This window comes from Micromonospora sp. NPDC051300 (assembly GCF_044455315.1).
Taxonomy (GTDB): Bacteria; Actinomycetota; Actinomycetes; order Mycobacteriales; family Micromonosporaceae; genus Micromonospora; species Micromonospora robiginosa.
This window is the reverse complement of sequence record NZ_JBITEP010000043.1, coordinates 23,878-35,699: the sequence shown is the minus strand read 5'-3', so window position 1 is coordinate 35,699 and position 11,822 is coordinate 23,878. Positions and strand designations below refer to the sequence as shown.

Here is an 11,822-nt window from a genome sequence, read left to right as displayed (position 1 = left end):
CCGCTACGCCAAACGGGCATCCCTCTACCGAGCCAGCCTGGTCCTCGTCGCCGCTGTCATCTGGCTTCCATGATCGACAGGACAGGCCCTAGTCGACCTCCGTTCGCGTTGCTCGGCGCGCAGACACGCCGGGTGGCAGCGGGCGTAGCGGACGCGGGTGTCGTCGACGGTCGGCACCGGCAGCGCGTCGTGCAGTGGCACGTACTGGCCGCAGCCGGTCCGCCCGCACCGGTTGCGCGGGTCGGCCTGGTCGAGGGCGTCCAGGTCGAGCGGCGTGCGTTCGGCCAGCCGCTCGGCGGCCCGGTGCCCACCGATCGGGGGCTCGGTGCCCACGACGGCCACGATCTCGTCGCGCCGCGCGGCGACCTGGTCGGCCACCGCGACCGACCACCGGGCGTCGCAGTCAGCGGCCGGGATCAGCCCGGCCGTGGTCCCGGCGTCCCACTGCCACTCGGCCAGACCGGTGTGCCGCAGCACCTGAATCGGGCCGAGGTCGACCGGCGGCAGCTTTGCCTTCGGCTGCTCCTTCTTCTTGCGGGCCGTCGGCACAGCGGCGGGCGCAACCGCCACGTCGTTCTCGCTCACCAGCTCGTGTCCTTCCGCAGGTGGGGGCAGGGTGACGGGCGGCGCATGGTGTGACCGGACGGGTCGTCGAGCACGGGCGCGAACCCGGCCCGGCTCAGCGCCCGCACCAGGAGGCGTCTGTCGGCGCCGTACGAGTCGGTTGGGGTGCACACCACGTCCAGGCCCCGGGCGTCGGCGGCGGCCAGGATGGCCAGCAGCATCCGCGGCCCGTGCCAGCCGCCCCGGGCGTCGAACGGCACCCGCAGGATCCCGATAGCCAGCGCCCCATCGTCGGTGACGTCCAGGGCGAGCAGCACCATCCCGGGCAGCGAGCCCTTCAGCTCCCGCTCCAACCGGCCGACCCAGTCGGCGGTGTGGACCGCGCTCATGCCGGGGCGCCGATCGTCTCGGCGAAGGCGGCCACCCGCGCGTACTTGGCGGCGGTGCTGTGGCCATCCCAGCCGGCCGGGTGGGCGGGCAAGTGCCAGGACACCTGGCCGGTGGGCAGCTCGATGTAGACGACGACCGGGCGGGGGTCGGTCGGGTCGTGGCCGACGCCGGCCGGGACGCCGGCCTCGTGGGCGAGCGCGAGGGCGGTCAAGATCAGGGTGTTGCGCCGCGCGTACGCGGCGGTGATCTCCGGGGTGTCCGGGCCGGTGTTGCCGTGCCGGGACGGGTCGATCGCGGCGATCGCGGCCAGGGTGCGGGCGAGGCGGACCTCGGCCGGCTCAGCGGCGCGCAGCGCGGCGTGGAGGTAGTCGAGCTGGGCGGGCAGGCCGCGCAGGTGCCAGGTCAACAGCCCGGTGCGCGGGTCCTGGTGGGCCACGCCGTGCGGGCGGGCCGGGCTCGGGCCGGTCCACTCGGCGAGCACCGTCTCCACGGTGGCGATCAGGGCGGTGAACTCCGGGTCGTCGGCCTTCGTGCGGGCCCGGCCGGTGCGGGTGGTGGTCATGGGCGGCGCCTCCCTCTGGTCGGGGATGATCGGAGGCGCGGGTCGGGGCCATTACCGGTGGTCCCGACCCGCCTCGTTCCTGCTTAGTGGTGGCCGCCGATCAGGCGGCCTGGTCGACGCGCTCGCCGTAGGTACGGCCGGCGGCGCGGATCGCGTCGACCGGCTCGCGGCCGTTGGACCAGTCCGGCAGGGCGCCGGTCTGCGGCAGCGCAGTGTTGAGGCGGGCGTGCTCGTCCAACTCGTAGTCCAGGCCGGTCCAGTCCGACTGCGGCTTCGGCACGGCGCGGGAGCCGGGCTGGTCGTAGTCGGTGCGGACCATCTCGACGTCGACGGTGCAGCCGCGTCCGGTCAGCCAGGCCCGCGCGACGTCGAGATACGCCGCGGCGTACGCATCGCGGTCCTGCCGGTAGAGCGCCTCGATCGCCGTCTCGCGCGCCTGGGCGGCGTCGGCCTGCGCGTCGCTGAGGTCGTCCGCGCTCGCGGCCTCGATGGCCGCGTCGAGGTCGGCGTCGTACAACTGGGAGATCCCGAAGTCGGCGAACACGTCGTCGACATTGAGGTGGATCCGGTACGGCTCGGTGCGCCAGCCCAGGATCTGGTCCTCGGGCGCGGTGCCCTCGATGAGGCGGCGCACCAGGTCGGCCTCCCACGAGCCGGGCCGGCCGGCGAGCAGCGTCTCGACGCCGCCGACGTTGGCCGCGACCGAGGTCAGCGCGTGGGCGGCGAGGTCGGCGAAGTCGACCGGCTCGGTCGCCTCGGCTGCAGTGCCGGCGCCGCGGACCCGGGTATGCCGGGCCAGCGCGGTCAGCGCCTCGATCTCCTGCCCGGCCAGGGCGTCGTCCGCGTCCGCGGCGGGATGGGTGTGGTTCATCAAGGTTTCCTCCTGAGTCACGGCGGTCAGATGCCGAGCCGGTCGTAAATCCGCACGGCCATGAGCCGGGCGAGGCGGCCCCAGGGGTCGCGAGTGACGCCGTCGGGGTTGGTCAGCTCGTTCAGCCGGTCAAGCAGCTCGGCGACGACGAGCAGTTCCTCCTCACCGAGCACCGGGACGCCCGGGTCCGTGCGGTGCTGGTGGAACTTCTCCTCCAGGTACGCGGCACGCTGCTCCGGGGTATCGGCCGGGCCGATGTCGAAGGGGTTGGCGTTGGCCTCGGTGGTCATGAATCCTCTTCCTCTTCGTGGCTTTCTGCGAGTGGTGCGACCCGGGTGAAGCTACGGGTCGGGTGTGACGTTTTCGTGCCTCGATAAGATCACTTATGGAGGCACGACGAGCCGATCATGAGCCCGCCGTCGATTCCGGGGAATCGGCGGGTCAGAACGGCGGGTGGTCGTGCGTCTCGACGGCCGGCGGGGGCGCCAGTCGCAGCAGCGCCTCGCCGAGGGTGTCGCCGACACCGACCGCGACGACGCTGTCGCGGTTGTCGTAGGCGTTGGCGGCGTAGAACCAGTCCTCCGGCTCCTCGACGACGTCGCCGTCGCGGCCGACCTGGCCGGGCCGGCCGGGCTCGAAGACCAACTCGATGCGGTGGCCGTCGCGCAGCAACGCCTCAGCCGGCAACCGGTCGGCCGGGTCCGGCCGGTCGACCAGAACGCCGGCGTCGACCATCGCCGCCACCGGTCGGCCACGGCGGGTGAAGACCTGCACCCGGACACCGAGGCTGTGGATCTCGCCGACCAGGTGACCGAGCTTGCCCCGGGCGTCGGACACCGGCCAGGTCGGCACGTCGGGCGAGAGGAACTCGGCGACCTCGCTCATCGGCACCAGCGCGGCCCACTGGTAGCGGTCGCGGGTGATGAGCGTGACGATCCCGGCCTCGGCCGCTGTGACCAGCTCGGACCAGCGACGCCGGGCGTCCTCGACCTCGACCGCCGGACCGTGACGCTCGACGAGCGGACGTAGCCCGTAGGGGACATCAACTCTCTCCATCGCTGAATCGTAAGCCATCTTACTAGTCTTCGCAAGGTGGCTTACGATTCGATCCCGAAGTGATTCGACGTCCCGCGTCGACGGCCCCGGTGTCGGCGTCGTGTCGGTCCGGGCGTGTCGATGAGGACGTAACCCACGTCAATCCGTACCGTCACTGCCTAGCACTGCTGCAACCGCATGACCTCCAGGCCGGGCTGCTCGCCTCGCCGGTGCCCACCCGGGTGCACCGGACGTGGGCACCACCGGATTGGAGGTTCAGTGGTCAAGAAGCAGGAGCCGGAGTCACCACGGCCCGCCTCGCGCTCAGCGCGGGTCTGGCCGGTTGTGAGGTCCGCGTTGGAGCTGGCCGCGCTCGTCGCGGCTTGCTTACAGCGCGAGGACCTCGCCGTGGTGGCAAAGGTCCTCGCGGTGTTGGGACAGTTGGCGACGGTCATGTTCTGCAGACGAGAGCGTCGCTGACGTCCACCTGGGGGCGGGAGGCGTTGCTTCCCGCCCCTTCTTCATGCCTCACCAATTTGAATGATGCGATCACTCAAATCGATGATGCACGGGGATGACCGTACGACATGCCGTGCTCTCCTGGACTGCAGGTCGCCTAGTGTGTCGGTATTTTACGTCCACGCGTGGTGGCCATGACCGCTCCGATGTCCCCGACCGTTGGCTCTCGCGTCAGCGGGTCATCGGTGCGCGCACCGGGTGCGTAGTTAGCGCCTTGACGCAGCTCTACGTGCGCCGGCTGATGACCCCGCTGCGCACTGCTCGCACCAGCGGGTGACCGGGAACGCGCCCGGGGTGTCGGCCGGCACCGGTTCCAGGCACCACTCCTGCTGTAGGCCGGGGATGGGGTCTCCGGTGTTGATGACCCACTCGTGGTTGATCTGCGTGTGCGGGTCGGTCGGGTCGGCTGGGGTCAAGGCCTCGCCCCAGATGTCGGTGGCGTAGCGGCGCAGGGCGGGTAGGAGGCGGGCGGGGTGGTGGTGGCCCAGGGCGATGATGTCGCCGTCCTCGCCGACGTCGGCCAGGGCGATGCCGCCGATCTCGGCGGTCGTGGTGATCGTCGGCCAGTCCAGGGCGCCGAGCAGGTCAGTGAGCATCGGCTGGTGCGCCGCGAACACGATCCCGTCGTAGGCGGTGGCGAGGTGACGGGCCAGGTCGGCGTAGCCGGTGGCGGGGACCCAGACCGCGCGGGCGGCGTCGTCGCCAGCGACGAGTGCGGGCAGGCTGTCGGGCTCGTACGGGCCGAGGCTGACGGTGGTCAGGTGGGTGACCATCCACGCCTCGTCGGAGCAGCGAGGGTCGGGCACGTAGCGCGCCGGCAGGGTCCGCACCCACGGGTCGGTGAGGTCGACGACCAGACCGGTTTCCTCGGCCAGCTCCCGGCCGGCGGCGGCGAGGGGCGTCTCCCCGGGCTCGATGTGGCCGCCGGGCAGCGCCCAGCCGCCGCCGTCGCGGCGCTCGATCATGGCGATCCACCGGCCGGCGGTCACCGCGACGTCGGCGCACTGCGCCTCGCCCCAGTGCCCGAGGCGGTTACGGCCGTAGCGGATGTGGGTGCGCTCGACCGGGTTGACCGGCCGGCCGTCGACGATCCGGAACGGGATGGCGGCGGCGGCCTGCCGGGCGGGCCAGTCGATGCGGGTCGGGTCGTACTGCCGGTCGGCCCAGCCCTGCCGGACACCGAGGTAGACCTCGGGGTGGGTGTAGGTACGCAGGTCGGTCATGATGGGTCCTGCCTTTCGGGTGTCTCGGGGTTGCTGCTCAGCGGTTTCGGGTGCCGGAGGTAGTGGTCGGGGTCGTGTTGCTGCACGACCCCGACCGCGCGTACGGGAACGCCGCGGTGAAGCTCACCGGGGCTCGTCGATGTCGGCGGTGAGGCGGTCGCGCCAGGTGCGCAACTGGCGGGGGCTCAGCGTGATGGTGACCGCGTCGACGCCGTCGCCGACCTGCAGGAGCACCCCGCGCTCGTGCTCGTAGTCCGACCAGTCGATGTAGCGGGGGTCGTTGGCGGCCGGCCAGTACGCGTTGGGCGTGTCGTCGACGTCGTCGGCGTTCAGCGTCTCGGTCAACGCCTCGCACAGCTCCCGCACCTGAACGCCGGTGAGGTCGAGCAGCACGGAGCTGCCGTAGCCGTCGGCGACCTCCAGGCGGCGGCCCCCGTCCCCGGTGGGCATCGACCAGTCCAGCACGATGCCGTCGCCCAGGTGCAGCGCCGGCCCACCAACCTGCGAGGCGGCGCCGGCGAACGCGCGGAGCCGGCCGGCGAGGTGCCGGGCCTGCGCCGGCGTGTGCACCGCGGTGTACGGCTGCCAGAACTCGGCCGCCGGGTCCTCGTCGCCCTCGACGCCGGTGACCGCGACCCGCACGGCGCCGTCGTGCTCGACCAGCTCCATCCACACCGTGCCCGGGTCACCGCCGGCGTCACGCATCGCCTCGGTGGCCACGTGTCGGCGCACCGGCGGCCCCGCGGCCGGCTCCCGCTCCCGCAGCAGGGCCAGCAGGTCGGTCACGGTCACCGGCAGCTCGTCGTCGACGATCCGGACCCGCTCGCCGGCGAGGTCGGCGTCGCCGGCGATCAGGTGCTCCAGACGCTGCGCCGCCCGCCCCCACCTGCTCGGCGCCGACGGGCGGGGCCCGGCCTCGGCGAGCGCGGCCAGCTCGTCGAGATACCCGGCGGCGGCCTGCGCCTCGGCCGGGTCCAGGTGCGGCGGCCAGTACGTCGCGGTCGACACGTCGCCGGCGAGCTGCTCCGCGCCGGTCACCGGATTCCAGGAGCCGGGCGACGTGCCGAGCGCGACGTACTGGCCGCCGTCCCACCGGGTGCCACCGTCGCCGTAGTCCAACACCGCCAGCACGCTGGCGGGGCCGGCCGCGCTGGCCACCCGGTCGGTGCCGTGGCAGGTGTCACCGTCGGCGTAGCCGAGCACGTCGCCCACCGTGGTCGACGAGTCGATCGTCGCGGTGGCGTACGGGCCGACGCTCGTCGAGGCGGGCATGGTCGGGGTGGAGTCCTCTCCCATCAGAATCTCCTTGCTCGCGAGGGTGCCGACGTCGGCGACCGTGTCGGCCACCTGCCCGTCGTGGTTGTCGAAGTCGCCCAGGGCCGTCCGCAGGTGCTCCGCAGCGGTGGCCACAGCCACCTGGGCGATACCGCAGGCCCGGCCCGCCTCGCGCAGATGCGCCACGGTGGAAGCCTGCATCTGCAGCGATTCGTATCGGTCGGCGGCGTCGTCAAGCACATCGGCGACGCCGCCGATCTCGTCGACCCGGTCCCCGGCGGTGGCGATCGCCGCAGTGAACGCGGCCCGAATTTCCTCCGGGCCGCTCGCGTCGATCATCAGCACTGTCCGGTCAGGTCGGCCACATACTCGAGCGTCGCGCCGTCGGCGCGGGCGGTCCAGCCGTAGCAGGTCACGCCGGCGTCGGCCAGCACCCCGCTGGCCCACTGGCACGCCTGGTCGACGCTGGCGGCGGTCAACCCGTCGTGGTCGGCGTGAGGCTTGTCGTCGGCCAGCACCAGCCACGCACCGTCGACCAGGGCAAACAGCAGTCGCCACTCGCCCACCGACCCGGACCCGTCGGCGGCGGTGGCGGGGTCGCCGGCGTGCGCGGCGAGGTATGCCGGACGACCGGGCAGCACCTGCCCATCGGTCCAGCCGGTGACCTCAATCCGGTGCCGGTCGGCGAGCACCTCGACGGCCCACGCCTTCGCGGCGTCGACGTCGTCGGGATCGGTGAGGTGCTCGCCGTACGCGGCGGGCTCGTCGATCCGCAGGTCGTAGTGCAGCAGCCAGCAGCACGCGTCGTCGCCGTCGTAGGACAGCGACACCCGCTCGGGCGGTGCCACTGGATCCCGCTCCCCTGCGTCGGGCTGGCCGGGGTTGGTGTCGCCGTCGGGCGCTTCGATGGCGGCCAGGCGGGCCTGCTCCCACGCGCTGGGGGTGTAGCCGGCCTCGGTGGTGAGGCGGTGCAGCCAGCCCGCGTCGCTGTGCGTCCACGACCGGTAGGTGCCGCGGGCCTGGACCTCACGGCGGGCGAGCGCGAGGGCGTGCGCGGCGTGCACGCGGGTGTGCCATCCGGCGTGACGAACTTTCTCCCACCAGTGGTAGTTGGGCAGGGCCGGATCCGGACCGACCTCGGCGGCGAGCAGCCACTTGTGGGCGAGCTGCGCGCACTCGCTACCCGGCGCGAACAGCCACGCGTCGATGATGTCCGCCGCCGCCGGTGGCAGCTTCGGCGCCTTCGCAGCTAGCACCGCAGCGGCCTCCGCGCGGGCGGTCATGGCCTTGCGGCGTTCCCGGTCGTCGGTGATCCGCTGCTGCTCGGCGGGGCTGCGGTTGTCCGCCGCCTTGGGCTTCCGGCCGGTCGAGTAGTACGTGACCGCCCCGTAGGAGTCGACGCCGGCGGCCAGCTCGCCGGCCTTGCGGGCGGCGGCGATCGCCTTCGCGCCGGTCAGGCGGCGCTGCCAGTAGTCGTTGCCGAACTGCTTGATCGGATCCGCGATGACCGGGGTGCCCTCGGCGGCCAGCTTCTTACCGGCCGCGTCGATCGTCGCTTGCCGCTCGCGGATCCGCTGGACCTCGTTGACCAGGTTCGCGGCGCTCCAGTGGGCCCGCCGGTCGTCGCGCAGTTGGTACGCGGCGAGCGTCAACTCCTGGTCGCCTCCGGCGGCGTCGACGAACGCGAGCGCGTCCTTGATCTGCAGGGCCGGCTCCTGCGCGTCGCCCTGGTCGTCATCGGATCGCTGGCTGGTCTCTAGCGCGGCCAGCATCGCCTCGGGCAACTTGAGCAGCTTCAACCGCTTGGACACGTGCGACTGCGAGCAGCCGACCTTGGCCGCGATGTCGCGCTGCTTGCGCCCGGCGGCCTCCTGCTCGGCGAAGGCACGGGCCTCCTCGACGGGGCTCAGCGGCGCCCGGGCCACGTTCTCCGCCGTCATCACGTCCAACTGCGCCAGCGGGTCGTCAGCGATGGCGTCCTCGCGGACCAGCACGTTGAGCGTCGCCTCCGGGTCGCCCCCGTAGACCCTGCCGGCCGCGGTACGACGACGGGCGCCGACCAGCACCACCCACTTGGCGTCGGCGATCTCCTTGGCGTGCTTAGGCCACGCCGCGGCGACCCGGCCCGCCGGGAGCACCACCGGCGGTTGGATGACGCCAACTTCCCGGATCGACGCCTCCAGCTCACCCAGATCGCCCAGCACCTTCCGCGGGTTCGCCGGGTGGGTGATGACGTCGGACAGCGCGGTCGACTCCGGTCGCATCGGCGCGACGAGTACCGGGCTCGATTCCTGAGAATCAGTGCCCTCGTTGCTGTTCAAATGATCCTCGATCGACACCGTCATGACTTCTCCTTTCTAGCGGTCGATTTGCTTGCTTCTGCGGTATCCATACCGGGCCTCCTGATCATTCGCTTTCGGTCGACCAGACCCGGCCACCTGACGCGCGCTGCCTGCCGCGTCATCCCGGCCGCTTCACCGATCGCCGGGTAGTTGGCCCCGCATCGTGCGGCCTCGGATGCGGTGGCATTCGCCAGCTCGTCCGCCGCTGCGCGGATGACCATCAGGGCAGCGAGCTGCCGCAGGTGGATCCGCTGGCGGGAGACACTGGCACTGTCGTGCGCCGTCTGGCTCGTGATACGCGATGCCAGATCAGCAACTAGATCCCGCACCATCTGTCGGTTGATGTCCTGCACGTTGTCGTGCGCCGTGGTGCTCACCTCCTCTCTCGACGTAGTTGGTCCACTCTCGCGGACAACGCTGCTTGTCATAGCGTCCACTCTGGTGCCGACAATATTTGTTGTCAAGTGACGAGGGTTGTTGCGTGTTCTATAGCGCGTCGTATCGCGCGCCTGATCGCCTGCGTGCTTGCAGGCGAGGTTAGTTGCGCGACCGCTCGCGTGTTGACCGGCAATGTTGCTGGTCATCGTGGGTGTGATCTCTAGCGCGTAACGGCGCGCGGCACCTGGCGCGATGGGCCTCGCGGGTGATAGGCACACGGCCGAAGACGCAACCTGCGCGATGAGAGAAGGCGGACCGATGACGTTCGGGCAGATGGTGGGAGCCGATCCCGACCTCGTGGCGGCGATGGGGCTGTCGCGTCGACTACGGCCGGCCCTCGGCGGCGTGCTGGCGGTGCTGAACGGCAAGGGCGGCCAGGGCAAGACGTCGGTGACCGCGAACCTGGGTGGTCTACTGGCGCTGGCGGCGGAGCAGGCGAACTCCCCGCGGCGGGTGCTCTTGGTCGACTGCGACCCGCAGGGCAACCTCGGCCTGGACCTCGGTTACCTCAAGCCGGAGGACGTGCCCGTTGACGGGCGCCTGCCGGAGGGCGTGCAGGTGGGCGACGACGGCAAAGGGCTGATGACGGCCCTGCAGGCGGGAACGGTGCCGCACCGGCTACGCGACGTTCGCCCGTGGCTGGACGTCATCCCCGGCGGGTCTGCGCTGGACGAGGTCAACGGCATGATCTTCGGCAAGACGGCGCGGGGCCACGCCCACCAGGCCCGCCTCGCCTTGGCGGAGGTTCTGGCGACGGTCGCCGATGAGTACGACTGGATCCTCATCGACTGCCCGCCGCGTGAGATCAACCTTCAGGACCTGGTCCTGGTCGCCAGCCGGGCCGCGCTGGTGCCGGTGAGCTTCGACCAGGCCAGCCGGCAGGGTCTGTCCGGCGTCGCGGAGCGCTTCGGTAGAGCGCTGACGATCAACGAGCAGTTGGAGTTGCTCGGCGTGGCCATGTTCGGGTTCCAGTACCGCGTCAACCGCAAGGGCGACGAGGTGGGGCAGCGTCGGGAGGTACGGCGCGAGCTGGAAGAGGACCTGCGTGCCGCCGGCACCGACGCCCTGGTGTTCAGCTCCGTCATCCGCTACATGCCGTCGGTCGCCAAGGCCTGCCGCGATCGTGGCCAGCTCGTGCACGAGCTGGAGCAGGTTGAGGGCCCGAAGTGGTGGGAGGTTCGCGCCGGAACCGCCAAGGGCCGACCAGTGCCCAGCAGCGAGGCCGGGAAGGTCGCCCAGGAGTACGAAGACCTCGCGAGCGAGGTCTTCACCCGGTTCAGCCAGTTGGGGCGGTGAACGTGAGCGAGCAGGACAACATCGACGCTTACACCCCGCCGGCGCCCAAGCTCCGCGGCTTCGGCAGCACCCGTGGGTCGTCCCTGGCAGGGCTGGTCAGCGCTGACCGCACGTCGGCGGTGTCGGCGTTGACCGCGCCACCGAACAGCCCCCGCGATCCTGATGACACGGAATCAGCCAGCCCAACTTCTGCCCCTGCCACCGGTGCTGAGGCGGTGCCCACGGCCGCCGAGGAACCACCGACGACCGGCGCTGGCCGTACCGAGGCCGCGCCGGCCGATTCCGCGCGGGCAGTGTCCGCCCCGGTGGCAGCGAAAGAGGGGCCGTCAACAAGCCGCGCGCCGGCCAGCGGGATGCCGGACCTGACGGTGGACATGGACGATCCCGCCGCGCTGGCGGTCAGCCCGACGGTCCTCAGCGTCCCGGCGCCGCTGATGGCCCGGTTCGAACGGGCGCGGCGCACCTCCAGCAGCAACACCGAGCTGGTCCTCGACGCGCTGCGCGCGCACCTGGCCGAACTACCTCGCCTGGTCGCTGACGCGCGCCGACCAGCCGCCACCGACGCCAGCGAGCCGTTCCCGTGGCGCACCTCCACGCAGCGACCTGCAGCGGCGGCCAAGGTCCGCCGGGTGCAGTTGCCAATCCGGCCCCTGGCCGGCGAACTCCAGGTCATCGACACCCTGGTCGGGTGGGTGCAGCAGCAGCTCGGCGCTGGACCTCGATCCCTGGGCGGTCGCATCACCCGGTCCGAGGTCGTGGTGGCGGCTCTGAACGCCCACCTCCCCGCCGAACGACCGCGTGGACGCCGACCGAAGGCGTGACCCAGCGGCCACCGAGTCAGGGCCGACCTGACTCGGTGGCCGCCGCGGCAACAGGGGAGTCGAACGGGTTAGCGGTCCGCGTGCGGTGTGAGGCGCGCCGCCCGAGCCTCGCGGCGTCGGGCGGGGCGTTGTCGCGCTGGCGGTCCGTCAGTCGTCGTACGAGTGGTCGTCGTAGTCGTACGGGTCGGACGGCTCGTTGCGGTCCGCGGCGTCCTGGGCGCGCTCGTCGAAGCCGCTGGCTGCGGTGGCCGAGTCAGGATCGCGCCCGGCGGCGGCGCTGATGCGGTCGGCGGACTCGTGGTCCATGGGTGTGGATCGGGCCATGACGGTTCCTCCGTCGGCTCGTGCCCTCGGTTACGCCTGGGGCGACGCGCACCCGGGCCGCGCTGTACGGCCGGGTGATCGATTCTCTGGGCTACGTCGACGTCCGGGCCCGCTCGGTGCGGGCTGCCCCGATGGGCCGCCGCGTGTGGGGGTCCGGCGAGG

Annotated in this window: 12 protein-coding genes and 1 pseudogene; 2 read left to right on the top strand and 11 right to left on the bottom strand. The window is 71.9% G+C overall.

From position 1 onward, the window contains the following. Positions 1–24: 24 nt before the first annotated feature. From ACIA5A_RS29125 to ACIA5A_RS29080, 10 genes and pseudogenes are all read right to left on the bottom strand, one after another. Positions 25–585, bottom strand: coding sequence for a hypothetical protein (locus ACIA5A_RS29125; RefSeq protein ID WP_396767676.1), 561 nt, complete (start codon positions 583–585; stop codon positions 25–27). After that, the gene (locus ACIA5A_RS29120; RefSeq protein WP_396767674.1) at positions 582–953 is read right to left on the bottom strand and encodes a hypothetical protein; all 372 of its coding nucleotides are present in this window, start codon (positions 951–953) and stop codon (positions 582–584) included. Before ACIA5A_RS29120 ends, ACIA5A_RS29125 begins: the two co-directional genes overlap by 4 nt. Beyond that, positions 950–1,516: a hypothetical protein gene (locus ACIA5A_RS29115; protein ID WP_396767672.1), complete on the bottom strand. Its 567-nt coding sequence runs from the start codon at positions 1,514–1,516 to the stop codon at positions 950–952. The genes ACIA5A_RS29120 and ACIA5A_RS29115 overlap by 4 nt, the downstream gene beginning before the upstream one ends. A gap of 100 nt (positions 1,517–1,616) precedes the next feature. After that, positions 1,617–2,387 (bottom strand): hypothetical protein, encoded by a 771-nt coding sequence (locus ACIA5A_RS29110; protein ID WP_396767670.1) that lies wholly within the window; start codon positions 2,385–2,387, stop codon positions 1,617–1,619. A 26-nt stretch (positions 2,388–2,413) separates the two neighbouring features. Beyond that, entirely contained in the window at positions 2,414–2,677 is a 264-nt protein-coding gene (locus ACIA5A_RS29105) for a hypothetical protein (RefSeq protein WP_396767668.1), read from the bottom strand. A gap of 151 nt (positions 2,678–2,828) precedes the next feature. Next, positions 2,829–3,443 carry a hypothetical protein gene (locus tag ACIA5A_RS29100; RefSeq protein WP_396767666.1) on the bottom strand — a complete coding sequence of 205 codons (615 nt, stop codon included), beginning with the start codon at positions 3,441–3,443 and terminating at the stop codon, positions 2,829–2,831. Between the two features lie 1,076 nt (positions 3,444–4,519). Next, a pseudogene (locus ACIA5A_RS29095) lies at positions 4,520–5,164 on the bottom strand (NUDIX domain-containing protein); the annotation flags it as partial. 123 nt (positions 5,165–5,287) lie between these two features. After that, the gene (locus tag ACIA5A_RS29090) at positions 5,288–6,778 is read right to left on the bottom strand and encodes a hypothetical protein (RefSeq protein ID WP_396767664.1); all 1,491 of its coding nucleotides are present in this window, start codon (positions 6,776–6,778) and stop codon (positions 5,288–5,290) included. Next, positions 6,778–8,784, bottom strand: coding sequence for a ParB/RepB/Spo0J family partition protein (locus tag ACIA5A_RS29085; RefSeq protein WP_396767662.1), 2,007 nt, complete (start codon positions 8,782–8,784; stop codon positions 6,778–6,780). The genes ACIA5A_RS29090 and ACIA5A_RS29085 overlap by 1 nt, the downstream gene beginning before the upstream one ends. Further along, positions 8,781–9,158, bottom strand: a complete 378-nt coding sequence (locus tag ACIA5A_RS29080) for a hypothetical protein (RefSeq protein WP_396767660.1) — start codon at positions 9,156–9,158, stop codon at positions 8,781–8,783. The genes ACIA5A_RS29085 and ACIA5A_RS29080 overlap by 4 nt, the downstream gene beginning before the upstream one ends. A gap of 319 nt (positions 9,159–9,477) precedes the next feature. Between ACIA5A_RS29080 and ACIA5A_RS29075 the strand changes: the two genes are divergently transcribed. Continuing rightward, positions 9,478–10,515, top strand: a complete 1,038-nt coding sequence (locus ACIA5A_RS29075; RefSeq protein ID WP_396767658.1) for a ParA family protein — start codon at positions 9,478–9,480, stop codon at positions 10,513–10,515. A gap of 305 nt (positions 10,516–10,820) precedes the next feature. Next, positions 10,821–11,336, top strand: a complete 516-nt coding sequence (locus tag ACIA5A_RS29070) for a hypothetical protein (RefSeq protein WP_396767656.1) — start codon at positions 10,821–10,823, stop codon at positions 11,334–11,336. Between the two features lie 147 nt (positions 11,337–11,483). Here the strand turns inward: ACIA5A_RS29070 and ACIA5A_RS29065 are convergent, their stop codons facing one another. Further along, positions 11,484–11,660: a hypothetical protein gene (locus tag ACIA5A_RS29065; RefSeq protein WP_396767654.1), complete on the bottom strand. Its 177-nt coding sequence runs from the start codon at positions 11,658–11,660 to the stop codon at positions 11,484–11,486. Between the last annotated feature and the right edge of the window lie 162 nt (positions 11,661–11,822).

What these genes read in the sequence shown, in the direction of transcription:
- ACIA5A_RS29120 (WP_396767674.1), bottom strand. Translation starts at nt 953, where the DNA reads ATGAGCGCGGTCCACACCGCCGACTGGGTCGGCCGGTTGGAGCGGGAG.
- ACIA5A_RS29115 (WP_396767672.1), bottom strand. Translation starts at nt 1,516, where the DNA reads ATGACCACCACCCGCACCGGCCGGGCCCGCACGAAGGCCGACGACCCG.
- ACIA5A_RS29110 (WP_396767670.1), bottom strand. Translation starts at nt 2,387, where the DNA reads ATGAACCACACCCATCCCGCCGCGGACGCGGACGACGCCCTGGCCGGG.
- ACIA5A_RS29105 (WP_396767668.1), bottom strand. Translation starts at nt 2,677, where the DNA reads ATGACCACCGAGGCCAACGCCAACCCCTTCGACATCGGCCCGGCCGAT.
- ACIA5A_RS29100 (WP_396767666.1), bottom strand. Translation starts at nt 3,443, where the DNA reads ATGGAGAGAGTTGATGTCCCCTACGGGCTACGTCCGCTCGTCGAGCGT.
- ACIA5A_RS29090 (WP_396767664.1), bottom strand. Translation starts at nt 6,778, where the DNA reads ATGATCGACGCGAGCGGCCCGGAGGAAATTCGGGCCGCGTTCACTGCG.
- ACIA5A_RS29085 (WP_396767662.1), bottom strand. Translation starts at nt 8,784, where the DNA reads ATGACGGTGTCGATCGAGGATCATTTGAACAGCAACGAGGGCACTGAT.
- ACIA5A_RS29075 (WP_396767658.1), top strand. Translation starts at nt 9,478, where the DNA reads ATGACGTTCGGGCAGATGGTGGGAGCCGATCCCGACCTCGTGGCGGCG.
- ACIA5A_RS29065 (WP_396767654.1), bottom strand. Translation starts at nt 11,660, where the DNA reads ATGGCCCGATCCACACCCATGGACCACGAGTCCGCCGACCGCATCAGC.